At 63.5% G+C, this 25,731-nt stretch carries 19 protein-coding genes; 15 read left to right on the top strand and 4 right to left on the bottom strand.

What is annotated here, in order from left to right; translation table 11 throughout:
* Positions 1-72: 72 nt before the first annotated feature.
* Positions 73-684: a type VI secretion system lipoprotein TssJ gene (gene tssJ, locus CFB34_RS22135; RefSeq protein WP_089439097.1), complete on the bottom strand. Its 612-nt coding sequence runs from the start codon at positions 682-684 to the stop codon at positions 73-75.
* A gap of 374 nt (positions 685-1,058) precedes the next feature.
* Between tssJ and CFB34_RS22130 the strand changes: the two genes are divergently transcribed.
* The 15 genes from CFB34_RS22130 (at position 1,059) to CFB34_RS22060 (ending at position 19,587) form a co-directional block, all read left to right on the top strand.
* The gene (locus tag CFB34_RS22130; RefSeq protein ID WP_089439098.1) at positions 1,059-1,688 is read left to right on the top strand and encodes a tetratricopeptide repeat protein; all 630 of its coding nucleotides are present in this window, start codon (positions 1,059-1,061) and stop codon (positions 1,686-1,688) included.
* Positions 1,689-1,734: 46 nt separating this feature from the next.
* On the top strand, positions 1,735-2,250 hold the full coding sequence (tssB, locus tag CFB34_RS22125) for a type VI secretion system contractile sheath small subunit (RefSeq protein WP_027783377.1): 516 nt from the start codon (positions 1,735-1,737) through the stop codon (positions 2,248-2,250).
* A gap of 15 nt (positions 2,251-2,265) precedes the next feature.
* Positions 2,266-3,756, top strand: coding sequence for a type VI secretion system contractile sheath large subunit (tssC, locus tag CFB34_RS22120; protein ID WP_011350759.1), 1,491 nt, complete (start codon positions 2,266-2,268; stop codon positions 3,754-3,756).
* 70 nt (positions 3,757-3,826) lie between these two features.
* The gene (locus CFB34_RS22115) at positions 3,827-4,330 is read left to right on the top strand and encodes a type VI secretion system tube protein Hcp (RefSeq protein WP_006477093.1); all 504 of its coding nucleotides are present in this window, start codon (positions 3,827-3,829) and stop codon (positions 4,328-4,330) included.
* A 63-nt stretch (positions 4,331-4,393) separates the two neighbouring features.
* Positions 4,394-4,879 (top strand): type VI secretion system baseplate subunit TssE, encoded by a 486-nt coding sequence (gene tssE, locus CFB34_RS22110; protein ID WP_006477092.1) that lies wholly within the window; start codon positions 4,394-4,396, stop codon positions 4,877-4,879.
* A gap of 77 nt (positions 4,880-4,956) precedes the next feature.
* Positions 4,957-6,792 (top strand): type VI secretion system baseplate subunit TssF, encoded by a 1,836-nt coding sequence (gene tssF, locus CFB34_RS22105; RefSeq protein WP_089424357.1) that lies wholly within the window; start codon positions 4,957-4,959, stop codon positions 6,790-6,792.
* Positions 6,756-7,856 carry a type VI secretion system baseplate subunit TssG gene (gene tssG, locus CFB34_RS22100; protein WP_071335506.1) on the top strand — a complete coding sequence of 367 codons (1,101 nt, stop codon included), beginning with the start codon at positions 6,756-6,758 and terminating at the stop codon, positions 7,854-7,856. Before tssF ends, tssG begins: the two co-directional genes overlap by 37 nt.
* Before the next feature lie 50 nt (positions 7,857-7,906).
* Positions 7,907-10,576 carry a type VI secretion system ATPase TssH gene (gene tssH / locus CFB34_RS22095; protein WP_089439099.1) on the top strand — a complete coding sequence of 890 codons (2,670 nt, stop codon included), beginning with the start codon at positions 7,907-7,909 and terminating at the stop codon, positions 10,574-10,576.
* A 42-nt stretch (positions 10,577-10,618) separates the two neighbouring features.
* Entirely contained in the window at positions 10,619-11,740 is a 1,122-nt protein-coding gene (gene tssA, locus CFB34_RS22090) for a type VI secretion system protein TssA (RefSeq protein WP_089439100.1), read from the top strand.
* 121 nt (positions 11,741-11,861) lie between these two features.
* The gene (locus CFB34_RS22085; protein WP_089439101.1) at positions 11,862-14,540 is read left to right on the top strand and encodes a type VI secretion system Vgr family protein; all 2,679 of its coding nucleotides are present in this window, start codon (positions 11,862-11,864) and stop codon (positions 14,538-14,540) included.
* Position 14,541: 1 nt separating this feature from the next.
* Positions 14,542-16,032 (top strand): hypothetical protein, encoded by a 1,491-nt coding sequence (locus tag CFB34_RS22080; protein ID WP_143329415.1) that lies wholly within the window; start codon positions 14,542-14,544, stop codon positions 16,030-16,032.
* The gene (locus CFB34_RS22075) at positions 16,014-16,844 is read left to right on the top strand and encodes a hypothetical protein (RefSeq protein ID WP_143329416.1); all 831 of its coding nucleotides are present in this window, start codon (positions 16,014-16,016) and stop codon (positions 16,842-16,844) included. Before CFB34_RS22080 ends, CFB34_RS22075 begins: the two co-directional genes overlap by 19 nt.
* Before the next feature lie 475 nt (positions 16,845-17,319).
* A complete protein-coding gene (locus tag CFB34_RS22070) occupies positions 17,320-17,601 on the top strand; it encodes a hypothetical protein (RefSeq protein WP_143329417.1) in 282 nt (93 codons plus the stop codon).
* A gap of 170 nt (positions 17,602-17,771) precedes the next feature.
* On the top strand, positions 17,772-18,383 hold the full coding sequence (locus CFB34_RS22065) for a hypothetical protein (protein ID WP_143329418.1): 612 nt from the start codon (positions 17,772-17,774) through the stop codon (positions 18,381-18,383).
* A gap of 451 nt (positions 18,384-18,834) precedes the next feature.
* Positions 18,835-19,587, top strand: a complete 753-nt coding sequence (locus tag CFB34_RS22060) for a hypothetical protein (RefSeq protein WP_089439104.1) — start codon at positions 18,835-18,837, stop codon at positions 19,585-19,587.
* Between the two features lie 138 nt (positions 19,588-19,725).
* On the opposite strand, the gene CFB34_RS22055 is transcribed toward CFB34_RS22060, so the two are convergent.
* Genes CFB34_RS22055 through tssM form a run of 3 tightly spaced genes read right to left on the bottom strand, consistent with a single transcriptional unit; the run spans position 19,726 to position 25,623 of the window.
* On the bottom strand, positions 19,726-20,688 hold the full coding sequence (locus CFB34_RS22055; protein ID WP_179243604.1) for an OmpA family protein: 963 nt from the start codon (positions 20,686-20,688) through the stop codon (positions 19,726-19,728).
* Positions 20,689-20,692: 4 nt separating this feature from the next.
* Positions 20,693-21,682, bottom strand: a complete 990-nt coding sequence (gene tagF / locus CFB34_RS22050; RefSeq protein WP_089439105.1) for a type VI secretion system-associated protein TagF — start codon at positions 21,680-21,682, stop codon at positions 20,693-20,695.
* A complete protein-coding gene (gene tssM / locus CFB34_RS22045; RefSeq protein ID WP_089439106.1) occupies positions 21,679-25,623 on the bottom strand; it encodes a type VI secretion system membrane subunit TssM in 3,945 nt (1,314 codons plus the stop codon). The genes tagF and tssM overlap by 4 nt, the downstream gene beginning before the upstream one ends.
* Between the last annotated feature and the right edge of the window lie 108 nt (positions 25,624-25,731).

The following is a 25,731-nucleotide window of genomic DNA, read 5'->3' as shown; positions in this document are numbered from 1 at the left end:
AATCGATTTGTTCGTGCCCGAATTAAATCGCCAATTGTTAACTCTTGTTAATTGACATTCGTGCGTCATTGTTTAACCGCAGGAGACCGAAGAAAGCAAATTCAGCGGTTGTGAAGGCGCACCCTGTTGCGGTGCGATGACAGTGCCGTCGGTGACCGTCATCGCGCAATTATGCAGGCCGATGATTATGCCGGATTTCTCCGACTTCACCGGGTCGAACGTCAGTTTCCATCGTTGGAGTGCGGGATCGCGGAACAGCGCGACGACGCCGAATGCCTGCGCTTCGCGCGAAACCTTCTCGGTCGCCGTATAGCGCTGGCCCGGAATCAGCGTGATTTCACGCACGTTGAGCAGATCCGCGCCCAATGCGGCCTTTTCCTTGGTCGGATCCGTGAATGCGTCGAACGGCGCCTGCTGGAACGACGTCGGGTCCTTCAGCGTATAGAGCCGCACGACGAGCGCGAGCGGCTTGTGGTCGGTCGCGGCATTGAGGTTCGGCGCGGCGGCGAGGGTGATGCCGAGGTTGCGCGGCGGCTTCTGCGCGTCGGGCACCTCGGGCTTGCCGATGCCGGCCGCGGACATCACGGCGCTCGCGGCCGAGCCGAGCAGCGGGGCGGCCGCGCATCCGGCCAGAAGGGCGCAGGCAACCAGTGGCAGCGCGTAGCGAATCATCAACGATCTCATCGTATTTCCGGCGGGCTGCCTTTTATCCCTGTCAAATCTGCCGGGTATTTCCGCGTTCGCTGCGTATCCCCGGCATTGCACTGTTCAACTATTAAGCACGCCCGCGTCGAGGCAGGCGCCCGGAAATTTTTTCCGCCGTCCGGGCGGCGCGTCGCGAAACCAGTAAAACTTGCCCGTTCCGGCCGAAAGAAAAATCGCTGCGAGCCCGCTGCGAGAGGCCATTGGAGGGGGTAGCGCCCGGTTTTAAAAGGAATTACTCTTCACACGACGATTGAATTATGAAAAATTGATCGGTACTATACCCGCGCGCTTCTTGCAAAGCAAAAGAACCAGATTCTCAACGATTTAAAACTCACGCGCCGGTGGATATAACGATGAAAGACCGTCTCTTCGCAAAACTGTCTGGGGTAGTAGTGGCTTGCGGCGTGATCGCCGGTTGTGCGAGCCAGCCTCCCGCGCCGCCGACCGCCGACGTGTTCAACAAGTCGCTGGCGGATGCGGATGCAGTTGCGAAGGCAGGGGATCAGGACAAAGCCCTCGGCCTGTACCAGCAGCTCGCGAAGTCGGATCCGACGCGCGAAGAGCCGTGGTCGCGCATCGCGCAAATCCAGTTCGCCCAGAACCATTACGGCCAGGCAATCGTTGCCGCGCAGGAAGCGCTGCAGCGCGACGCGACCGACCGTCAGGCGAAGAGCGTGCTGGCTGTGGCCGGCCTGCGGATCGCGACGCAGTCGCTCGGCGAGCTGCGCCAGGATTCGTCGCTCGCGGGTGACGCGAAGTCGGATGCGCAGGCGCTCGCGAAGCAGCTGCGCGATACGCTGGGCGAATCGGCGCTGTTCCCGCCGGAAACGAAGGTCGTGAAGCCGCGCCAGCCGCGCCGTGTCGTCCATCGTCCGAAGGCCGGCGCTGCACCGGCGGCCGAAGCAGCGGCGACCAGCACGCCGACGCCGCCCGCCACGCCGCAGAAGGGCGGCGCGGACCCGTTCGGCGCACTGCGCAACTGACCGCAAAACTGACGCGATAACCACAACTAACCTGGGAGCCGTCGAGATGGCCAAGAAAGAAAGCATTCAGAAAAGCTTGCAGAAAATACGGCCGCCGCGCGTCCAATTGACCTACGAGGTCGAGAAGGGCGACGCGATCGAGGTGAAGGAACTGCCGTTCGTCGTCGGGGTCGTCGGCGATCTGGCGGGCCAGTCCGAAATCGAGCAGCCGAAGCTGCGCGACCGCAAATTCGTCAACATCGATCGCGACAATTTCGACGACGTGATGAAGGCGATCGAGCCGCGTGCCGCGTTCCAGGTGGAAAACCGCCTGAGCCCGGAAGGCGGCAAGTTCGCGGTCGACCTGAAGTTCCGTTCGCTGTCGGATTTCAGCCCGGACGAAGTCGTCGAACAGGTCGAGCCGCTGCGCCGCCTGCTCGAGGCGCGCTCGAAGCTCGCCGACCTGCGCAACAAGCTCGCCGGCAACGACAAGCTCGAGGATCTGCTGTCCGAGGTGCTGAAGAACACGCAGCAGCTGCAGGAGCTCGCGAAGGGCACGGGCAGCGACAAAGACGGCGAATGACGACGGAGTGTTGAGATGAACCAGCAAACGGCTGCGGCCCAAGCGAGCGGCGCGGACTACGCCGCCGGGACTTCGCTGCTCGACGACATCGTCGAGAAGAGCAAGGTCGCGAAATCCGATTCCGAGCATGCGCGTGCGAAGGACCTGATCGGCGAACTCGTGCACCAGGTGCTCGACGGCACGGTGATCGTATCGGACAACCTGTCGGCCACGATCGACGCGCGCGTCGCGGAACTCGACCGCCTGATTTCCACGCAGCTTTCCGCAGTGATGCACGCGCCGGAATTCCAGCGCCTCGAAAGCACGTGGCGCGGGATGGACTATCTGGTCAAGGAAAGCAACACCGGCCAGACGATCAAGATCAAGGCGCTGCATGCACCGAAGCGCGACCTCGTGCGCGATTTCAAGGGCGCGAGCGAGTTCGACCAGAGCGCGCTGTTCAAGAAGGTCTACGAAGAGGAATTCGGCACGTTCGGCGGCTCGCCGTTCGGTGCGCTGATCGGCGATTACGAGATCTCGCGCCAGCCGGAAGACATGTACTTCATCGAGCAGATGTCGCACGTCGCGGCGGCCGCGCATGCGCCGTTCATCGCGTCGGCATCGCCCGAGCTGCTCGGCCTCGAGTCGTTCTCCGACCTCGGCAAGCCGCGCGACCTGGGCAAGGTGTTCGATACGGTCGAATATGCGAAGTGGAAGTCGTTCCGCGACGCCGAAGATTCGCGCTACGTCGGCCTGACGCTGCCGCGCTTCCTCGGCCGCCTGCCGTTCAATCCGAAGGACGGCCAGACCGCGGAGAACTTCAATTTCGTCGAGGACGTCGACGGCACCGACCACGACAAGTACCTGTGGTGCAACGCCGCGTGGGCGTTCGCTGCGCGCCTGACGGCCGCATTCGACGACTTCGGCTGGTGCGCGGCGATCCGCGGCGTCGAAGGCGGCGGCCTCGTCGAGGACCTGCCGACCCACACGTTCAAGACCGACGACGGTGAAGTCGCGCTGAAGTGCCCGACCGAAATCGCGATCACCGATCGCCGCGAGAAGGAGCTGAGCGACCTCGGCTTCATCCCGCTCGTCCATTGCAAGAACTCAGATTACGCCGCGTTCTTCGCTGCGCAGTCGGTGCAGAAGCCCAAGAAATACAGCACCGACAGCGCGAATGCGAACGCCGTCCTGTCCGCCCAGCTTCAGTACATCTTCTCGGTATCGCGCGTCGCGCACTACCTGAAGGCGATGATGCGGGACAAGATCGGCAGCTTCGCATCGGCGCAGAACGTGGAGACTTTCCTCAACCGGTGGATTTCGCAATACGTCCTGCTCGACGACAACGCCTCGCAGGAACAGAAAGCGCAATTTCCGCTGCGCGAGGCATCCATACAAGTGTCGGAGATTCCGGGCAAGCCGGGCTCGTATCGTTCGGTCGCGTTCCTGCGCCCGCACTTTCAGCTCGACGAACTCTCGATTTCTCTGCGACTTGTCGCTGATCTGCCCAAACCGGCAAATTCATAAGCGAGTAAATCGCCCGGGCGGGCCGCCTGGGTAGGACGTTAAAACCACCTCTTTGGGGAGTCGAAGGGCCATGTTACATATGCACTTGCAGTTTGGTAGTCCCGCGGTGAAGGGCGAATCCGCGGACAAGGACCACCAGGGCTGGATCGAGCTGAAATCGTGGGATCACTCGATCGTTCAGCCGCGTTCGGCAACCGCATCGACCGCTGGCGGTCACACGATGACGCGTTGCGAACACGGCGACATGATCTTCACGAAGGAAATCGATTCGTCGAGCCCGCTGCTGTACCAACACGCTTCGGGCGGCACCACGTTCGACGAGGTGACGGTTCATTTCTCGCGCGCTGACGGTGAAGGCAAGCGCGTGCAGTATCTGGAAGTCAAGCTCAAGTACGTGATCATCTCGAGCATCGCCCCGAGCGTTCGCGAAGAAGGTCTGCCGCTCGAGACGTTCTCGCTGAAGTACGCAGCTGTGCAGTGGAAGCAAACCCAGCAGAAGATCGGCGGCAACCAGGGCGGCAACACGCAAGGCGCCTGGAGTCTGACGAAGAACGACAAGACCTACGCGGTCTAAGGTCGGTTGCGGCAACGGGGCGCACGGCGTCCCCGTTGCCGTTTTCGCTGTGAATCCCGGCCGATGAAACGATTCGAACCCAGTTTTCTCGACAAGCTGTTCGACGACGAACCGCACCTGCCGGCCTCGGCAGCGATGCGGCAATTGTCGCTGGACGAGCTCAAGAACACGGTCGCCCGCGACGTCGAGGCGATCCTCAACACCCGTATCGCCCACACCGAAAACGAGCTGGCCGCGCTGCCGGAGTGCCAGAAGTCGGTGCTGACCTACGGGCTGAACGATTTCGCGGGGCTGAGCCTGGCGAGTCACTACGATCGCGCGTTCATCTGCAAGTCGATCCAGCAGGCCATCGCGCGCCACGAGCCGCGCCTGCAGCAGGTGCAGGTGACGTTCGAGCTGAACGAGCAGGCCACCAACGCGCTTTATTTCGCGATCCAGGCGCTGCTCGTCGTGCACCCGGCCGAGGAGCCGGTGAGTTTCGACGCGATGCTGCAGCCCTCGACGCTGCAGTATTCGGTCACGCGCGCACGCGCCGCAAGAATGCAGTAAATCAAGCCGCCGAGCGGGCCGGACCGCCCGGTGGTGGATCAGGGTCCGGCAGGAAATATTGAGGTTCGGGGTCGTCGATGGAAGAATTGCTGCCGTATTACGAGCGCGAATTATCGTTTTTGCGGCGCTATTCGCGAGATTTCGCCGAACGCTATCCGAAGATCGCGGCGCGGCTCGCGCTGTCGGGCGAGCATTGCGAGGATCCGCACGTCGAGCGAATGATCGAGTCGTTCGCGCTGCTCGGCGCGCGCATCAACAAGAAGCTCGACGACGACTACCCGGAATTCACCGAAGCGCTGCTGGAAGTGCTGTATCCGCACTACCTGCGGCCGTTCCCGTCGTGCTCGATCGCGCAGTTCACGCCGGCGTCCCCCGGCCAGCAGACCGAACCGGTCGTGATCGATCGCGGCACCGAGCTGAAGAGCCGCCCGATCCGCGGCGTGCAGTGCCGGTTCCGCACCGCCTATGACGTGACGCTCGCGCCGATCCGCATCTCGGAAGCCCGCTATACGCCGGTCGCGCTCGCGCCGAGCGCGACGGTGCTGCCGTCGAATGCGACCGGCGTGATCTCGATCACGTTCGAATCGCTCGCCGCGCAGCTCGATCTCGGCGCGCTGAAGCTGCCGACGCTGCGCGCGCACCTGCACGGCGAGCAGTCGTTCGTTGCTGCGCTGACCGACTGCCTGTTCGTCAACGTGCTCGGCGCGTATGTCGAGCCTGAGCGCAACGGCCGCTGGACCGCACTGCGCAAGCTGCCGATCGCACACGCCGGCTTCGACGAGGACGACGCGTTGATCGACTACCCGGCGAAATCGCATCCCGCGTATCGCCTGCTTACCGAATACTTCGCGTTCCCCGACAAGTTCGATTTCGTCGACTTCGACATCGCGGCGATCGCGCGCGCGAGCGGCCGCTGCCAGCGCGCGACGCTGCATCTCGTGCTGCAGGACGTGCGCAGCGATTCGCATGTCGCGCGGCTGCTCGAACTGCTGACCGCGAGCCACTTCCGGCTGTTCTGCACGCCGATCGTCAACCTGTTCCGCCAGCACGGCGAACCGATCCGCATCACGCACCGCGCGGTCTCCTATCCGGTGATCGCCGAAGCGCGGCGCGCGTTCGCGTACGAGGTGTATTCGATCGATTCGGTGAAGCTCGTGAGGCAGCAGGCGCACGAGGAGTCGGTGATCGAGTTCCGGCCGTTCTACTCGCTGCATCACGGTGAATCGGCGCGGATCGGCCATTACTGGTTCGCGCGCCGCAACGACTGGGTCGCGCAGAAGAGCCCCGGCTACGAAACCGAGATCTCGATCGTCGACATCGATTTCGAGCCGACGTCGCCGCAGACCGACACGCTGAGCCTCGACCTCACCTGCACGAACCGCGACCTGCCGGCGATGCTCGCGTTCGGGCTCGAAGGCGGCGACCTGTTCCAGGAAGGCGGCGCGCAGACGAGCGGCATTTCACTGCTGCGCCGCCCGACGCAGAGCGTGCGCTTCGAGCGCGGCCGCGCCGCGCACTGGCGGCTCGTGTCGCATCTCGCGCTCAATCACGTGTCGCTGGTCGCGCACGGCCTCGCGCCGTTGAAGGAAATGCTGACGCTGTACGACCTGCGGCGCACCGCCGTGTCGATGCGCCAGATCGACGGCCTGGCCGGCATCGAGCAGCGCGGCGCCGTGCAGTGGCTGCCCGGCAAGCCGTTCGCGACCTTCGTGCGCGGCATCGAGATCCGCCTGACGATCGACGAGGAACACTTCGTCGGCGCGAGCCTGGCCTCGTTCGTGCGTGTGCTCGACAGCTTCTTCGGGCTGTACGTGCACCTCAACAGTTTCGTTCAACTAGTCGTGGTGTCGAAGCGCACCGGCGAGGAGATCATCCGATGCAAGCCCCGGACCGGCGAATCGATCCTGGCGTAGTCGACGCGCTGCTCGACGAGCCGCACCGCTTCGAGTTCTTCCAGGCGGTGCGCGTGCTCGAAGGGCTGTTCGCGCGGCAGGCGTCGGACGCGCCCGGCGCGTGGCGGCAGGGCGACGTGGTCGCGCAGCGCATCGAATTCCGCAATACGTTGTCGCTCGGCTTTCCGCCGAGCGAGATCGAAGGCGCGCGTTCGTTCGATGACGACGGCACCCACCTCGACACGGGCGAGGCGCGCGGCGCCGCGCTCGCGGCCGGTGAGCTCGGCCACGTCGAGCTGACGCCCGCGTTCTTCGGGCTGCTCGGCGGGCAGGGCGCGCTGCCGCTGCATTACACCGAGCAGATCGTCGCGCGCGAGCACCTGAAGCGCGATCACGCGGCGCGTGCCTTCTTCGACGTGTTCTCGAACCGCGCGACCGCGCTGTTCTATGCCGCGTGGAAGAAGTACCGGCTGCCGTTCCATTACGAGCTCGATCGTGACGAGCGCTATCTGCCGCTGCTGCTCGCGATCGCGGGCGTGCCGAGCGACGAGGTGCGCGACAGCCTCGCGGCCGGCGTGGGCGGCGTGCTCGACGAGGCCGTGGCCGGCTATGCGCTCGCCGCGCGGCACCGGCCGATGTCGGCCGCCTACCTGCAGCGCACGCTGTCCGACTATTTCCGCGTGCCGGTGAAGATCGACCAGTTCGTCGGCAAGTGGTACGACGTGCCGCCCGACCAGCTGAGCGTGCTCGGCGAAGTCAACGCGGTGCTCGGCGCGACGGCGCTCGTCGGCGAACGGGTGTGGCAGCGCGACATGCGCGCGCGGATCGTCGTCGGCCCGCTGTCCAAGCGCGACTACGAGGCGTTCCTGCCCGGCGGCGCGCACGCCATCGCACTGGAGCGGATGCTGACGCTGCTTGCCGGCGTCACGCTCGAATACGAGGTGAAGCTCGTGCTCAAGCGCACCGAGGTCGGCGCGAGCGTGCTCGGCGCGGGCTCGCGGCTCGGCTGGGACGCGTTCCTCTGCACGCGCGACGCGATAGAGGACCGCTCCGACGCGCGCTATGAACTGCACGTGATTCACTGATTCCGAACGACAACAAACACGCAATCGAACCTGAGACTGAGATCGACGCCATGAGCACGCCTCTGAAGACCCTGATCACGAAACTGAACCCGCTGTGCCGCCACGCGACCGAGCGTGCGGCGAGCGCGTGCTTGGCGCGCGGCCACTACGAGGTCGATCTCGAGCACCTGTTCCTCGCGTTGCTCGACGAAGCGACGGGCGACCTGCCGCTTGCCCTGCGCGCGAGCCGCGTCGATCCGCACGCGCTGCACGCCGATCTCGAGCGCGAACTGACGCGCCTGAAGACGGGCAACACGCGCACGCCGGTGTTTTCCGTGCACCTGATCGCGCTGTTCGAACAGGCCTGGCTGATCGCGTCGCTTGACTCGCAGCTCGGCCGCATCCGTTCGGGGCACCTGCTGCTCGCGCTGCTGACCGCGCCCGATCTCGCGCAGTTCGCGCAGCGGATGTCGTCGCAGTTCGCGGAAATGAACGTGACGGACCTGAAGCACAAGTTCGACGAGATCATGGCCGGCTCGAGCGAAGCCGAACCGCGTCAGGCGGACGACGAAGGCAGCGACGTCGCGCCGGCCGCCGACGGCTTCGCCCCTGCGGCCGGCCCGTCGAAGACGCCCGCGCTCGACACGTACACGACCAACCTCACGCAGCGCGCACGCGACGGCAAGATCGACCCGGTGATCGGCCGCGAAGCCGAGATCCGCCAGGCGATCGACATCCTGATGCGCCGCCGCCAGAACAACCCGATCATGACCGGCGAGGCCGGCGTCGGCAAAACGGCGGTCGTCGAGGGGCTCGCGCTGCGCATCGCGGCCGACGACGTGCCGCCGCCGCTGCGCGGTGTCGCGCTGCACGTGCTCGACATGGGGCTGCTGCAGGCCGGCGCGAGCGTGAAGGGCGAGTTCGAGAACCGCCTGAAGAGCGTGATCGACGAGGTGAAGAAGAGCGCGCATCCGATCATCCTGTTCATCGACGAGGCGCACACGATCATCGGCGCGGGCGGCCAGGCCGGCCAGAACGACGCGGCGAACCTGCTCAAGCCGGCGCTCGCGCGCGGCGAGCTGCGCACGATCGCCGCGACGACGTGGAGCGAATACAAGAAGTACTTCGAGAAGGACGCGGCGCTCGCGCGGCGCTTCCAGGTCGTGAAGGTCGAGGAGCCGAGCGAGCCGCTCGCGGCCGCGATGCTGCGCGGGATGTCCGGCCTGATGGAGAAGCACTTCAACGTGCGGATCCTCGACGATGCGATCACCGAGGCCGTGCGCCTGTCGCATCGCTACATCAGCGGCCGCCAGCTGCCGGACAAGGCGATCAGCGTGCTCGACACCGCGTGCGCGAAGGTCGCACTCGCGCACAGCGCGACGCCGGCGGCGATCGACGACACGAAGAAGCGCATCGAGCGGATCGACGCGGAGATCGCGTCGCTGGAGCGCGAGGCAGCGGGCGGCGCGTCGCACGACGAGCGGCTCGGCGAGCTGCGCGGCACGCGCGACACGGCGCTCGAACAACTGGCGAAGGACGAGGCGCGCTATGAAGCCGAGCGCGCGATCGTCGCCGAGATCACCGAACTGCGCGAAGCGCTCGACAAGGCACGCGGCCCGTCGGAAGACGGCCAGCCGGTCGACGTGCAGGCCACCCGCGACAAGCTCGCCGAACGCGTCGCGGCGCTGCACGCACTGCAGGGCGGCGAGCCGATGGTGCCGCTGCAGGTCGACGGCCACGTGGTGGCCGAGATCGTCGCCGCGTGGACGGGCATTCCGCTCGGCCGGATGGTGAAGGACGAGATCGACACCGTGATGAACCTGCAGCCGCTGCTTGCCGCGCGCGTGATCGGCCAGGACCACGCGCTGGAAGCGATCGCGCAGCGCGTGCGCACCGCGACCGCGAGCCTCGAGGATCCGAACAAGCCGCGCGGCGTGTTCATGTTCGTCGGGCCGTCGGGCGTCGGCAAGACCGAGACGGCGCTCGCGCTGGCCGACATCCTGTACGGCGGCGAGCGCAAGATGGTCACGATCAACATGAGCGAGTACCAGGAAGCGCACAGCGTGTCGGGCCTGAAGGGCTCGCCGCCGGGCTACGTCGGCTACGGCGAAGGTGGCGTGCTGACCGAGGCCGTGCGCCGCAACCCGTATTCCGTCGTTCTGCTCGACGAGGTCGAGAAGGCGCACCCCGACGTGCTCGAGATGTTCTTCCAGGTGTTCGACAAGGGTGCGATGGACGATGCGGAAGGCCGCGAGATCGACTTCCGCAACACGCTGATCATCCTGACGTCGAACGTCGGTTCATCCGCGGTGATGCAGGCGTGCCTGAACAAGCCGGCCGAGGAGCTGCCCGATCCGGACGCGCTCGCCGAGACGCTGCGCCCGCAGCTGTACAAGACCTTCAAGCCCGCGTTCCTCGGGCGGATGAAGGTCGTGCCGTACTACCCGATTTCCGACGACGTGCTGGCCGAGATCATCGAGCTGAAGCTCGAGCGGATCCGCCGGCGGATCGAGGCGAACCACAAGGCCGTGTTCGAATGGGACGAGTCGCTCGTCGAGGCGGTGCTCGCGCGCTGCACCGAGGTCGATTCGGGCGCCCGCAACGTCGACCACATCCTGAACGGCACGCTGCTGCCGGAGATCGCGGGCCACGTGCTCGGCCGGATCGCCGACGGCGAGGCCATCGCGCGCATCGCGGTGCGCGCGGACGAGGCCGGCGAATTCACGTACACCGTCGAATGAGCGCGGCCGAGCAACGCAAGCATTTGATGAACTGACCGAACCATGCCGATCAATCTCCCCGAGCTGCTGACGCCGATCAGCGATGCGTCGCCCAGCGGCGACGACCTGCTGTTTTCGAACGAATTCGACGCGATCCAGGATGCGCGGCGCTACGACGATCCGACGCTCGACCAGGGCGAGTGGGTGACCGAGATCAAGGAGGCCGACTGGGGCTTCGTGGTCGACCATGCGGGCGAGCTGCTGCGCACGCGCACGAAGGACCTGCGGCTCGCCGTGTGGCTGACCGAGGCGCTCGCGCTCGAGGACGGCATCACCGGCCTCACCGAAGGCTATGCGCTGCTCGAGGGCCTGTGCCGCGATTTCTGGGACACCGTGCACCCGTTGCCCGAGGACGGTGACACCGAGCACCGGCTCGGCAACGTCGCGTGGTTGTCCGGCCGCACGGCCGAGCTGCTGCGCGCGGTGCCGATGACGGACGGCGCGTCGAACGCGTTCAGCACGCTCGACTGGGAAGTGGCGCAGCACGTCGCGCAGGCCATCAAGCGCGACCCCGAACATGCGGACGACATCGCGCGCGGCAAGCCGTCGATCGAGCAGATCGATTCGTCGCGGCGCGTGACGTCGATCGCGTTCTACACCGCGTTGCTCGCGAACCTGAAGGCGTTCGAGTTCGCGCTCGATGCGTTCGAGGAACGGCTCGTCGAGCGCGCGGGCGATTCGGCGCCGAGCTTCCGGCAGGCGCGCGACGCGTTCGAGACCGTGTACCGGCTCGCCGAGCGCTTTGCGCGCGAGCAGGGCTATACGGGCAGCGCGCCGCACACGCAGGCGGCACAGCAGGCGCAGCCCGAGCGCATCGAGCCGGTGTTCGGCAACCCGATCCAGACGGAGGAGACTCACGTGCAGCCGCAGCCCGTTCCGCGCGCCCCGGTGACGCAGATGATCGCCGGCATCCAGAACCGTGCGCAGGCCGTCGACCAGTTGCGCGCGGTCGCCCGTTACTTCCGCCAGACCGAGCCGCACAGCCCGGTCGCGTATCTCGCCGACAAGGCCGCCGAATGGGCCGACATGCCGTTGCACAAGTGGCTCGAGAGCGTCGTGAAGGACGACGGCTCGCTGTCGCATATTCGTGAGTTGCTGGGTGTGAGGCCGGACGAGCAGTCGTGAAGACGATGTGGTGGCGGCGCGCGTGACGCGTGCCCGGACGCCGTCGTGCGGTGAGAGAAGGGCTCTTTCCTGAGAGCGCGGACCCGGGCGGGTCCGCGGCAAACAAGAAGATGAGTGACGCATGAACATGACAGAACTGGCGCAGGCGATTCGCGGTGGCCTGATTCAGCAGGATCGCCTGCTGAAGACAGACATCCCGTCGCTGCCGAACAACGCGCTGGTGCCGTGCCGGGCCGTGATCTGTTCCGAACTGGGCCGAGACTTCAGCGTGACGCTCGATCTCGTGTCCACCGCGAGCGACGTCGAGCTCAAGACGCTGATCGCGCAGCCGATGACGCTGTGGATCCAGCAGGTGGACCGTTCGTATCTCCCGATCAACGGCTACGTCCATACGGCGCGCCGGCTCGGCACGGACGGCAGCCTGTCGGGCTACCAGCTTACCTTTGCCTCGTGGATGCACTTCCTCAAGTTCCGCAGCGACATGCGGTACTGGCAGGACAAGCCGGTCGACGCGATATTGGCCGACGTGTTCGATACGCATCCACAGGCCAAGGGGCGCTATCAGTTTGCGCTGTCGAAGCCGCTGCCGTCGCGGTCCTACTGTCGCCAGAGCGAAACCGACTGGAACTTCGTGCATCGCCTGATGGAAGACGAAGGGCTGTTCGGGTTCTGGCGGCACGCCGAGGACGGCGGCGCGCACACGCTCGTCATCACCGACGACCTGCACGCGCTCGACGAAGTGTCGCCGAATATCGTCCGGTTCGACCGCTCGGGGGCCGGGAGCGAAGCCACCGGATTCACGCAGTGGGCCGCGTCGCGCACCTTGCAGAGTTCGCAGCACACCACGCGCACGTTCGATTACAAATCGCCGTCGACGCCCGGCAATCCGAACGGCACGACGTTGCCCACGAAGGCCGGCCAGGGCGATCTGCCGGGCCAGACGGAGATCTACGAATACACCGGCGCATACACGTACGCGGGGCAGGACCGCGGCGAGCATCTGTCGAAGATCCGCCTCGAGGAATGGGAGTCGCGCGCGAAACGCTTCTTCGGCGTGGGCGGCGTGCGGGGGATCGACGCGGGGCGGCGCTTCACGCTGGCGGACCATCCCGAGCACGACCGCGATTCGGCGCAGGACCGGGAATTTGCGGCCTTGAAGGTGTCGCGGTACATCGAGAACAACCTGCCGATCTCGGACCACGAAGCGAACTTCCCGCACAGCCTGCAGGCGCGGCTTGCGCAGGCGAAAGCCGGTCACGGTTCGGCTGTTTCGTTCGAAGTGGGTCATGACGACGGTTCGGCCGGGTTCTATCTCGTCGAGGTCGAAGCGCAACGTGCGACGGTGCCGTATCGCAGCCCGTTCGAGCACAAGAAGCCCGTGATGCAGCTCGAGACGGCCGTCGTCGTCGGGCCGAAGGGCGAAGAGGTGTATACGGACGAGCTGAACCGCATCAAGGTCATGTTCGTCTGGGACCGGCAGAACGGGGGCACCGAAACCGCATCGTGCTGGATGCGTGTCGTGCAGTCGGATACCGGCGGCGGCTACGGCGCCGTCCATATTCCGCGGGTCGGCGAGGAAGTGCTGGTCGGTTACATCGGCGGAGACTGCGACCGGCCGATCGTCATGCATCGCGTCTACAACGGGGCAACCAAGCCGCAGTGGCATAGCGACGGCATCCTGTCGGGCTTCCGGTCGAAAGAGTACGCGGGGTCGGGGCACAACGAGATGGTGCTCGACGACGCGACCGGCCAGAACCGTGCACGCCTGTTCAGCAGCAGTGCGAATTCGCTATTGCATCTCGGCTACCTGATCGAGCAGAACGGCAACACGCGGGGTGCGTATCTCGGCTCGGGGTTCGACTTGCGCACCGATGCGTATGGTGCCGTGCGTGCCGGGCAGGGGCTGTACGTCACGACGCATCCGAAGCAGGCGAACAGCCAGCCGCTCGATGCGAGCGAGGCGCGGGACCAACTGACCGATGCAGATGGGCTGCTGGAAGCGATGTCGCAGGCCAGTGAAATGCATCAGGCCGAAAGCCTCGGCCCCGGTCACGACGCATTGAAGCAGTTCGCCGATGCGACGAAGAACAGCGTGACGGGGGCATCGTCGGGCGGCAGGACGTCGGGCGGCGGGACGGGTGACGCGAATGCGTTCAAGGAGCCGGTGATGCTGTTCGCGAGCCCGGCGGGGATCGGCGTGTCGTCGCAGCAGAGCGCGCACGTGGCAGCGGACCGGCACGTGAACCTTGTCAGCGGTCAAAGCACGCATCTCGCGAGCGGCAAGTCGCTGGTGGCGAGCGTCAAGGACAAGCTCAGCCTGTTCGTGCAGAACGCGGGCATGAAGCTCTTCGCCGGCAAGGGGCCGGTCGAGATTCAGGCACACAGCGACAACGTCGAGATGATTGCGCAGAAGGCGATCAAGGTGTTGTCGGCGACGGCATCGATCGAAGGCGTCGCGAAGCAGGAGATCCTGCTGACGGCGGGCGGCGCGTATGTCCGGATCAAGGACGGCAACATCGAGATCCACGCACCGGGCCAGATCGACGTGAAAGGCGGGCAGCACGCATTCAGCGGGCCGACGAGCATGCACAAGACGTTCAAGGCCGAGGGCCGCAAGGCGGACATGCGGATTCGCTATGTCGACGCCGACGGCAACGTGCCGCACGGGGAGCCGATCAAGTTCGCGACCGAGGACGGGACCGAACATAGCGTCGCGCTCGACGCGGAAGGCCGGGCGGAATTGAAGAACATCGATTTTGACGAGTTCGTGGCCAGCCAGGTCAAACGGACGGGAGAGTGAAATGGGCAGGCCGCTTGTTCAGCATAATGTTTGTATTGATTTGCCGGGGGAGGCAGTGAGCTGCCGAGCCGAGACGGATCTGACGGTGCTGTTGCGCAAGCATCGGGACGTGGTGTTCGACATCAAGCTTCATGCTGGCGCGACGTATACCGTCACGACGACGCATCCCGATCGACCGACTGGGCGCTTTTATGACACGAAGCGAAAGGTGAATACCGGTGAGACGACGTTCAAGGACGGGGAGTCGTGTCACATCTGGATCGGCCGTAATTTCGAGGGGAGCCTGATTCTCAAGCAGGGCCAAAAGGTGCTGGGGCATTACCCGATCAGCAAGATGGACTGCACGAACGGTTGTTCGGACGATCCGAAGGACAAGCCGGCACCGGTTCTGGTTACGCTCCACAACGACAAGGAATGGGCGAAGGATTTAGTCCGGATTTCGGATGCGGGAGTGCTGGACGATACGCCGCCGTCGCCAATTCTAATGTCGGCTCTGGATCGTGCACGTCAAGCGCAATCTAATGGCTCGTCCGGTCAGTTGAGCGATAGTCCGTTTCAATCTAAAAGATCGGAAGCGGGTTCTGCGAATATTTATTCGAATGAGGCGTTAAATGTCTCTAAAGATGGTCGGGAAATTCAGTACTCGGTTCACATGTTTAGTGTGAAGAGAAATACTGGGGTTGAAGAGCCTAATTGGGTGCTCGAATTTTTTAAGGAAGGCGATAAACCTTTCAAATTCATTCCCAATCCGGGTGATATAATTTCGAGAAACTGGCTCTTGATGCAGGTAAGCAATGAGCTTATGTATGCCAAAGAGGCCTTTTGGGGCAAAGAGGCGTGGGCGCGAAAATTCTGGGATAGAGCATTTCATCTTGCCAAGCGTGGTCGTGAGACCGTACTCATGTTCTCCACGGGACCGGAAGACTGGAAAGCAGTAGGCTTCCTGTTGGCTGGCTACACGCGTGAAGTGCAGGCCGGGACGAAGGTTGCGATGATCGCCGGAGGGGCGGGGTCATGGTCATCTGTAGGGGCGGCTGCGTGGAACGCAGGCAAGGGATCCTTTTCTGGAAATGCACTGGTCGCATTCTTTATTGGGGCTGGCATAGATACTTTTGTCTGGTTCGCAGATCCAAATCAGGATTTTCGAGATTTGATTGCCATATTGTTGGTGGATGCATTCAAGGCGGCACTGGTCGGAGCGGCAATAAGCCTTGTTAACGCTCTTGTTGTGGCGTTGGCGGCGATGACAGGGGTAACGGTTGGTGCATTGGCAATAGGTGGATTTTTGTTCGTTTTTAGTGTTGGCTGGGTTGTGGATTATTTATTCGATGTTCGCGGGAAAAAATTTGTAAAATTGTTGCTGCATAATCCCAAGGCTATAGCCGATGAAATTGAAGCTATGGTGCGGAAGGCAGGAAGGGTGCTCGAGGAGAAGTTGCCGAAAGAATACGACGGCTATTATTCCGGATCGCAATGGATGCTTCTTCCCTAAGATTTGCTTTTGGTTTCGTTGGGAGTTTGGGTTCGAGAATGATGGAAGCTAATGTTGGTGATGACTCCGCGGATGGCGGCTCTCCGATAGATATGCATGGAAAGCTGGCTGTGCTCGAATTGGCTGTCTCCATGATCGTGGTTGCCATGTATTATGTGCTTTCTCAAATGGGTGTGATGGCTGCCTCATTGTGGAAGTCGGTCTTGTTGGCTCAGGTTTTTGTGTCGATTGCTATATATATTCATTATGTAATGAACCGGCGGTCGCGCAGGCTTTGGGTTGAAGGTGTTGTTTCTGTCTTGGCATTGGCCCCATGGGCAATGATAGCGTTTGCGTGGCTATTCTATATATCCAGCATTCCGATGTCAGGTGATTTGAAGGCGTCAGTGATTCTTGTTTGTTTTTCAATTATCGGATGGCACTCTTTCATGGTTCTATCGGATTTCCGTCGGGCCGCCAGGAAGGAGGCGGTCGTGAATACAATTTATTACGACGATGGCTCGAATTTGATTTTCAGAAATTCACTTATCGGTTATATCGATAAATTAACGTCGAGAAATCCATTGAAAGGGTCGCTTCTTTCGATAGTTGGATATATGATGCCTTTTGCTGCGGTATTTGGGATGACTGCGAATCATATTTTTGGAGAAAACATCGCCCCTCATATGGCGTGTATTGTTTTATCGGTCCTTGGATTTCCGCTATCTGTTTGGCTGGTTGGAAACGCGTGTGTGCGATCGTTTTTTTTTAGAGTGTATTTACCACTGAAGCTTGAGAAAAAGACTGGGAAGAAAGTCCTTCTCGCTACGTGACTGTCCGATTGATTGCGATGTAGTCAGCAAGTTTATGTGGTGGTAACAATTCACAGCATATGCATTCAATGCTTACGATGCGCGCTCCGGGTGGTGAGACAAATGCCCATTGCGCGTAGCTTGCAAGTCATGAATGAGATGCGCGCCGAGCAGCTTCTGCACGTTCGCGCTCCAATTCGGCAGCGTTGCGACGTTTCCCGCATCGACTGGACGCATATGAAACAATGTCCAAGGAGACCAAGGTAATGACGATCGCGAGGGCGCCGGATTGTTGACTGGACCCAGGCGTGCCGCTAGGGTGACTGCAAACAAATTGGCATTACCCGAATCGGCAGACAGCTAAGGGGTTGGGCGTAACGATCGCGATGGACTATATGGCATGGCATCAAGACTATGAGCCGTCAATCGTTGATGGGCCGCCGAAGAGCGATTTGGGGAAACTCTTTGCATCCGTCGTCTCGGACACGTCCCAAATTTGGATGACAATATTCATCACGACATGGATCGTCTCGTTGCGGTTTGCAGGAGGGGCGCGGTTGGTGCTTCTATTGGCACAGTTGCGCTTGGAGCTGTCGCATTAATTGTGATTACGGGCGATGTCGTGGTGATCATTTTCAGTCTTGTGAAGCTCAATAGGGATATTGCGGATTTATATATTTTGATTGGCGCTCAGCCGGAGAAAAAATTGCCTGGAGATTACGGGAATTCTTATTCGCAGTCGTCGTGGCAAGTGTTTCCGCTCGGAGCAACGCCATGAAACCTGTTTCTATGCGTAGCTCTGGCGATACAGGGAAAGGCGACAGAACTCGGATTGATGATCATCCGTTAGTCGCCAAAATCGGATTGGTAATTGGAATCATCCCGATAATCATATATTGACATGCGTTCAACGGTTTTTGGTCGTCCAGGTTACCCTGGGTCATTGCCTTGGTGCTGGAGATCGGGTGTCCCCTGTTTTTGTATGTGCATTATTTTCTGAATCGGCGATTGAGGCGGTTGATTTGGGAGGGGGGTGCGGTGTGTGTCGGGTTTATCCCGACGTGGATGCTGCTCGGCTCGTACTGGTTGTTTTATTTTTGTTTTGCGCCGATGTCGGTTGCAATTCGTGCAATTGCACTTTTGATGTGCTTGTTGGTGGTGGCAACCTGGGCCTGGTTGTCGTGGGCTGCCTTTGCTCGGGAAAATGCTCGGCTTGGATTGCTTCAAAAGCTCTTCAAGGACGAAGGCGATTGTGTCGTGTATCCAGATGAGTCCGATTCCGTTATTGGAAAGCTGGACGGCCCAGGGAAGTCGATTGTAGTCCCATATTGGCTGGTCTCGGTGGTCGGTCCGATTCTTATCGGATATTCCATGTTGTCAGCCCGGCTTTTTGAAGGGAATGGTGGGCCGCACGGGATGTTTATTATCTTGTCGGCGATAGGGCTTCCTATCACTTGCTGGCTTCTGACGAAATTCTTTGTGAGATTTGCTTATTTTCATATTTATCTCGCTATCAAGCTGGAGCGAAAAACCGGGAAGAAGGTCGTTCTTGGCTCGTGAGCGTCGATCGCCTGATGGAACCCGATTCTGAGTCACTCGTGTGTCGGGTATATCGATCGCTTGACGGCAAGAAATCCCGTGAAAGAGGGGCGTTGTCGGTGGTTGCGTATTTTTGATGCCTTTCGCCGCATCGTTTGGGGGGCACGCTTTTGACGAGAACATCGGTCCCCACGTGTTGTGTATCGTTTTTTCGCTTCTTGCGTTTCCAATGACGCTGTCACTTGTCGGGAATTTTTATGTGCGGCAGCTATTCTTTCGTGTGTATTTGCCGTTGAAGCTTGAGCGGCGAACCGGCAAGAGAATCATCCTCGCGCAATGACCTGTAATTCGTTGCTGGTCGTACCGGCCACATATCGCCCCGCATGCAGCAGCGTCCGCTTCGCAACGCTCAGATTCCCGTAGCACCGCCACAGCCTGAAAATACGTGACGGCATTTGACTCGATGCAGCCAATGGCAACGACGGAACCCTGCACCATCCACGATCGATATCTCGCAATTTTCAAAGCGAACCTGCTCGCCGGCACATTCCTGATCGGATGTGCGGTTATGGTCGGATCGCCGCTATTTCTCGACGATTCGCTGCCGTGGAAGATCGCCGCTGGTGTGGCGCTGGCCACCAGCATCGGCCAGGCCGCCGCATGGAGAGTCGACGACGGGCGCGGGCGCCTGTGGCTATACGGCGTGGCTGCGGTTCTCGTGAGCGCGTCGATCTACGTGTGGACCGCGGGTATCTCATGGATATTTTTTGTTTCATCCGTGCCGATGCCGTCGACGCTTCGCGCCATGTGCATTGCTGTGGCCGTGACGGGGACTCTTCTCTGGGTTGTCATGACGGCCCGCCAGGTATCCGCCGTTCTCGGGAAGCCCGAATTCATCGTGCAGGCCTTCAGAGACGCCGGCAGCGAGATTCAGTACAGCCTGTCGGCAATGCAGCGGTTGAGCACATTGTCGAACTATCGCGGCCCGATTGCCCGGATCGCTCAGGGGCTCGTCCTGTTCGCCGCGCCGGCCGTGTTCCTGGCTGTGAGGATACGGGCACCTTTGCCGGCGTCAGCGGATTTATTGTTATTTTCGACGGTGTTGCTGACCCCGTGCTCGCTGTTCTTCGCGGGCCTTGCCGTCAAGAGCATCCTGTTGATGATTGTCACACCCCGTCGGCTGGAGCGCGTTCACGGGAAGCCGGTCACATTGACGGACGATTGAAACAACGAGGCTGGCAGCCGGCCACGATCCGACAGCCGCCAGCGAGCGCTTAGAGAGCCTGCGCGGCAACAGCCCCGCGCGACCCGCTTCCAACGAAGCGATGGGAACGCCGCCCCGCGAGGCGGCAACGCCCTCCGCCTACTGCCCCACCCGAAACTCGATCCGCCGATTCCTTGCCCGCCCATCCGCCGTATCGTTCGGCGCGATCGGCTGATCCGGCCCGACGCCCGTCGTCGTCATCTGCTGCGGCGGAATGCTCTTCGTGATCAGGTAGCCCTTCACCGAATCCGCGCGCGCCTGGCTCAGCGCGATGTTCGACGTGCGGTTCCCCGAGTTGTCGGTGTGGCCGATGATGTCGACCGTGCGGTTCGGCATCTTCGCAAGTGCCGCCGCCATCTGGTCGAGGATCAGCTTGCCCTGCGGCGTGAGCGTCGCGCTGCCCGTCTCGAACTCGATCGTCCGGTTCGCGAGCGTCTGGTCGAGCACGCCCTGTTCGGACGCCGACACGCGCAGCCCGTTCTTGATCGTATACGTCGGGTTCAGCGTGTTCGCCATGTCGCTCGCGAGCTGCTGGCGTTGCGCCTCGTTGTGCACCTCGCCCTTCATCTCGATCTGCGTGCCGTTGATCTTCAGCTGCCCCTTGCTGATCTGCTTGAGCTGCGTGCCGAGCAGCTTCTGCACGTTCGCGCTCCAGTTCGGCGGCGTGGCGACATCGCCCACTTCGATCTGGTCGACGACGTTCGTCGCGCCGTAGGTATCGCGCAGCTTCTGCAGCACGGCGGCCTTGGTCGCCTCGTCGGGCACCTTGCCGCCGACGACCACCTGGCCGGGCGTCGCGGTCGCGGGCGGCGGCGTGACGGTGTTCGCGGTGCCGGCCGTGCCGTGCACGACGGCGCCGGACGCCGTCCCCGGCGCGGCGCCGGGGTTCGCGGACAGCGCGGTGGTCGCGACCGTGCCGTTGCCGACCGGTGTGACGGTCGCGCCGGTGTTCTGCGCGAGGGCCGCGCCGCTGGCGAAGAGCCCGGCAGCGAGGAGGGCGGCGACGGCGGGCGAGCGCGCGGCCGAAAAGCGCGCGCGCCGGGCTTGAATCGTGCGATGCATCCCGTCAGCCTCCGATGAACGCTTCGCGGAACGCGTCGATGGCGACACGCAGCGAGAGTTGCGGTTGGTCGAGATAGCTGACGAGCTTGCTGATCTGGTGATCGTTTTGCGCATGGGCGTCGATCCACTCGGGATCGTCGATGTCGATGTTGTGGGCGGCGTAGGTCTGCGGGTCGACGACGCTCAGCAGCGTCTTCGCCGACGCGCCGTTGAAGCCGATGATGAGCCGTTCGCGCTCGGCGATCGTGCCGATGAAGATCGCGAGCTCGAAGTCGGCCTGTGCGACGAACGGCGCGATCAGTTCGAGCCAGAACGCGGCGACGAGGCTGCGGTAGAACGGATCGACCGGCAGCGGCAGCGTGAGGCCGCGCTCGATGTGCGACGAGCCGCTCTGCATTACCGGCCGCAGCAGCGAGCCGAGCGCGAGCATCGCGCCGCGCAGCCGCACCGGATGACCGCTTTCGAGCAGCATCTCCTGGAGGCCGTGCAGCGTCTGGTGCTCGACGAAATCGTTGAAGGTGCCGTCATGCGACGTGCCGGGGCCGCCGATGTCGATCGGCACCTGCGTGTCGCCGAGCGCCTGCAGCGCGCCGGGCGGCTCGTCCTTGCCGAGCAGCGGCGGGATCTGCGCGGCGACGCGCGACCACAGCCGCGCGAACGCGAGCGGGCTGCGCGCGAGGAACGCGAGCGGCCGGTCGACCTCGAGCGCGGTCGCGCCGAGGAACGGGAAGCGGCGCATCGACACGTCGTGGCTCGCGACCATGTGGCCCGCGATCGCGAGCTTGCTGCGCGAGCCGAGGAACGCGAAATGCATCGGCTTCGCATCCTCGTAGACGAGCTTCCAGCGCGGATCTTCCGCGAGCAGTTCGAGCGCCTGCGCGATCCAGCGGTCGAGCGTCTGCAGCAACTGCGGGTTGTGCGGGCTCTTCACGAAGTCGCCGCGCGACGGGATCTTGCCGAAGTAGGCGATCTGCGCCTGTACGGTTTGCGTCATTGCGCCCCCTGGGCATGCGTTGCGTTGGCGGCCGCGACGGCCGGCGCTGCGGCCGGCGTGCCCGTGCCGGCGGTCTGGGTTGCGTTCTGCGCGGCGCCCGCGCTGGCGTCGGCGACCGACGACGGCAGCTGCAGGCCGCGCAGGCTCTGCTGCTGCGGCTGGTCACCGCCACCGCCGGACGGTTGCGACGTGCTGATGATGCGCATCGTCACCGACACGTTCACGCTGCCCTGCGCCCACGTCAGGTCGAAGGTGCCGTCCGGACGGCGCTTGCGCTGCGCCGAGTTGATCAGCTTCTCGAGACCGTAGCGGCCCGGCTCGTTGACGAGCTGCACCGTGCGGCCGTCGAAGGTCGTCGCGGACAGCGTCGCGCCCGGCGAGCCCTGCGGGTTCGGCCACACGAAGTTGGTCCACTGCGGCGGCGTGTTGCGGTAGCGCAGCTGCTGGCCGTCGATCGCGATCGTGTATTCCGTCGTGCCCGTGCTCGGCTGCGGCAGGATCTGGAACACGGTCTGCGGCTCGGACGACGCGGCGGCGCTGCCTGCCGCACCGCCGGCAAGCGGCGCGACCCAGCGTGCGAAGCCGTTCGTGAAGTCCGGCGTGAGGCCGATGCCCATGTCGCCCCACGTGCGGGCGGCGAGGGTGTCGCCGCGGCGCACCGCGAGCGGCCCGAGCGTCGTGCCGACGAACTTCGCGATCGAGCCGTCCGGACCGAACACCTGCGCGATTTCACCGGCGCCGGCCTCGACCTTCGCGCTCGCCGCGAACGGGTACTTCGTCGCGAGCGAGTTCTGGAACGGCTGGTAGACCTGCGCGTTCCACACCTTGTTGACTTCGGCGCTGGCCGGCTGGATCACGACCGCGAACGCCTGCATCAGCGGCCGCACCAGCAGCGGACGCAGCGACTTGCGTTGCGAATCGGTGAGGCCCGTCAGCATTTGCTCGTCGACGAGCTTCAGCGAATCGGCGAGTTCCGAACCGTTGCCGTCGAGCGTCTGCTGCATCAGCTGGCGTGCGCCCGGGCCCGGGTCGCCCTGGTTCTTGATCACGTTGAAGCGCGTACGGACCTTCGACAGCGAATCCATGTAGCTCTTGAGCATCGACGTGCCGTCATGCGTCGCGACGATCCGCGCGAGCCCGATGAACTCCTGGCCGATCGGACCCATCGGCACCTCGGCCGGATTGCCGTTGATGTCGATGTTGGCAGCCGCCACCTGGCCGGCCGGCGAGCGCGAGAACAGTTGCTTGACCCAGTTCACGACGCCCGTCTGCGCCTTCTTGATCGTCACGTTCGCGAGCGACGGGTTGTCCCACGAAGTCTGGTCGTACGCAGTCTCGAGGATCTTGCGGATCGGCGAATCCTGCGGGTCGCCGAGGCGGTTCATCCCGTCGACGGCCTGGCCGAAGCTGCTGAAGCCCTGCACCGCGATGCCCTGCATGAACTTCTGCCAGTGCTGCGCGTACTCGGTCTTGTACATGCCGACCAGCGTCTTCTGGATCTGCTCGGGGCTGCCCTCGAGCGTCAGGTCGTCCTGAGTCGACGTGTTCAGCACCCAGTCCTTCGCCTGCAGTTCCTTGGTCGCCGCGTCGCGGATCGCCGGCTGCACGTAGTCGAACCACGCTTCACGCGTGAACGTGCCCGGAATCGCGTAGCTGCCTGCCACGAGCCCCTGGTTGCCGTCGCCGACGATGCGCGCGATGGTCATCGGCGCGAAGCGGGTCGACGCGCGTGCCTTGATTTCCTCATAGACGCGCTGGCGGGCCGGCATCCCGCGCACGACGTGGCGCAGGTTCTCGCGGGTCTGGTCGACGAGCGCGAGGTTCGCGTCGATCATCGGCCAGTTGTCGTCGTTCACGCGGGCCAGGTAGAACGAGATCATGCGCTCTGCGCTCTTGATCATCTCGTCACGCGGCATGTTGCCGCGATTCGTCTCGAGCCAGCCGCGCCAGAAGCGCGCGAGCTGGTCGGTCAGGTGCGCCTGCTCGACGTGACGCTTGTCGGACAGCATCAGGTACGTCTTGAGCGCGTTGTACGCGTCCTGCACGTTGGTCGGCGACGCGTCGCTGTAGAGGCCGCCCTGCGGTGCGGCCGGCTGCTGCGGTGCTGCCGGCGCGGCGCCGGACGCGGCCAGTGCGGCACCGGCCTGCGGCGCGGCGCCCGCCGCGTTCGTCGAGACCGGCATCGTGCCGCCCTGCACGGCGCCCGATTCGGGCGGGCGCGTCATCGGCACGAGCTGTTCGGGGTGCGCGTTCACGTCCTTCATGAACGACGCGAGGTTCTGCGACACCGGGGCGAGCAGGATCTGGCGCACGCCGTTGTAGTACTCGGTCAGCAGGTGCTGCTCGAGACGGTCGCCCTGGTACAGGCCGAGCGACACCGAAATCGGCTTGTCGCGGCGGAACTGCTCGAGCTGCTCGATCCGGTCCTCGAGGATGTCCATCGCCTGCAGGCGCGACTGCAGGTCGTTGCGGCCCTGCTGCAGGCGCGTGACGTTGTCGAGGTCGGCCTGCACGTTCGCGACGAGCTGCTGGTTGCCGATCGTCGACCAGGTCCAGCCGCCCAGCGCGAGCGCGAGCGCCGCGACGAAGCCGAAGAAGGTCGCGTAGCGCAGCCGCGTCTTGGTCGGGCTCGCGAACTGCCGCACCGTCTGGCGGTCCGCGAAGATCACCTTCGAGAACAGGTCGCGCAGGAAGAAGCCGTTCTTCGAGAATGCGCTGTGCGGCTTCGGCAGCGCGGCGCCGTCGAGGCCGAAGCGATGCGCGATGCGCTGCGCGGCCGCGCTGTTGGTTTCGCCTTCCTGCAGCGCGCTGGTGAAGTAGAAGCCGCGGAAGATCGGCTTGTACTGGAACGGGTTGTTCTCGAACAGCGTCGCGAGGAATGCGCGCAGCGACGGCTTGATCGTCGAGAATTCGAGCGGGAAGCTCAGCTGGCCCGGCGACAGCTGGTTGCCGCGCGACAGCGACAGCTGCGCGACGCTGATCTCCTTCAGCCCTTCGTAGAGTTCCTCGAAGTGCGTGTCGAACTGCGCGACGACGTCACGCTTGTCGTCGGGTTCGTAGGGCAGGGTGGCGCCCCACACGCGGTCGTACTCGTGCTTGTCGCTGCTGCTGAAGAATTCGGTGAAGCCGGTGATCAGGTCGGCCTTCGTGAACATCACGTAGACCGGCGCGAACACTTCGAGCTTCTCCGTCAGCTCCTGAACGCGCTGGCGGAGGTTTTTCGCGAGGTTGATCGCGAATTCGGGGCGGTTGCCGGTGAGTTCGGCGATGCTCGCGGTGACGATGATGCCGTTGATCGGCGCCTTCGGGCGGTAGCGCTTGAGCAGGCCGAGGAAGCCGAGCCACTCGCTGCGGTCTTCCTCGTGCACCGAATAGCGGCCGGCCGTATCGAGCAGGATCCCCTCGGTCGTGAAGAACCAGTCGCAGTTACGCGTACCGCCGATGCCGTGGATCACGGCGCTGTTCTTGTCCGCGAACGGGAATTGCAGGCCGGAATTGAGCACGGCGCTGCTCTTGCCCGCGGCCGGGTTGCCGATCACGATGTACCACGGCAGTTCGTACAGCGCGGAGCCGCCCGACACCTGGCCGATCTTCGACGTCTTGATCGTCTTCACCGCATCCGACAGGCGCGTGCGCAGCACGTCGAGGTCGGCCGTCTTCGCGTCGGGGGCGAGCGCGGCGGCGGCGGGCGCGGCGATCTTGCCGGTTTCCGCCTGCTCTTCCAGTACCTGGCCGAGCTGCTGGTTCGCGCGCTTCACGCGCCAGCGGCGCCACAGCGCGACGACGAGCCACAGCGCGAGGATCGCCGCGAAGGCGATCGCCGCCCACAGGAGCGGCAACTGCAGCATGTCGGCGACGATGAACAGAATGGCCGCTAGCGCGACGATCCCGACGATCGAGAGCGTACGCGGATGAGTCAGCACGTTGAGGATGCGTTGCATAGGACGTTCAGGTTCCGGTGCGATTCGATGAGGCGACGCAGGCGCGCCGAGCGGCAAGGGTGGCGCCGCGATGTGTCGCCATGCTGTCAAACGGGATGAAGGGGGCTG

The organism is Burkholderia sp. HI4860 (assembly GCF_002223045.2).
GTDB lineage: Bacteria > Pseudomonadota > Gammaproteobacteria > Burkholderiales > Burkholderiaceae > Burkholderia.
The sequence above is the reverse complement of the archived record's forward strand: the minus strand, read 5'-3'. Positions and strand labels throughout refer to the sequence as shown.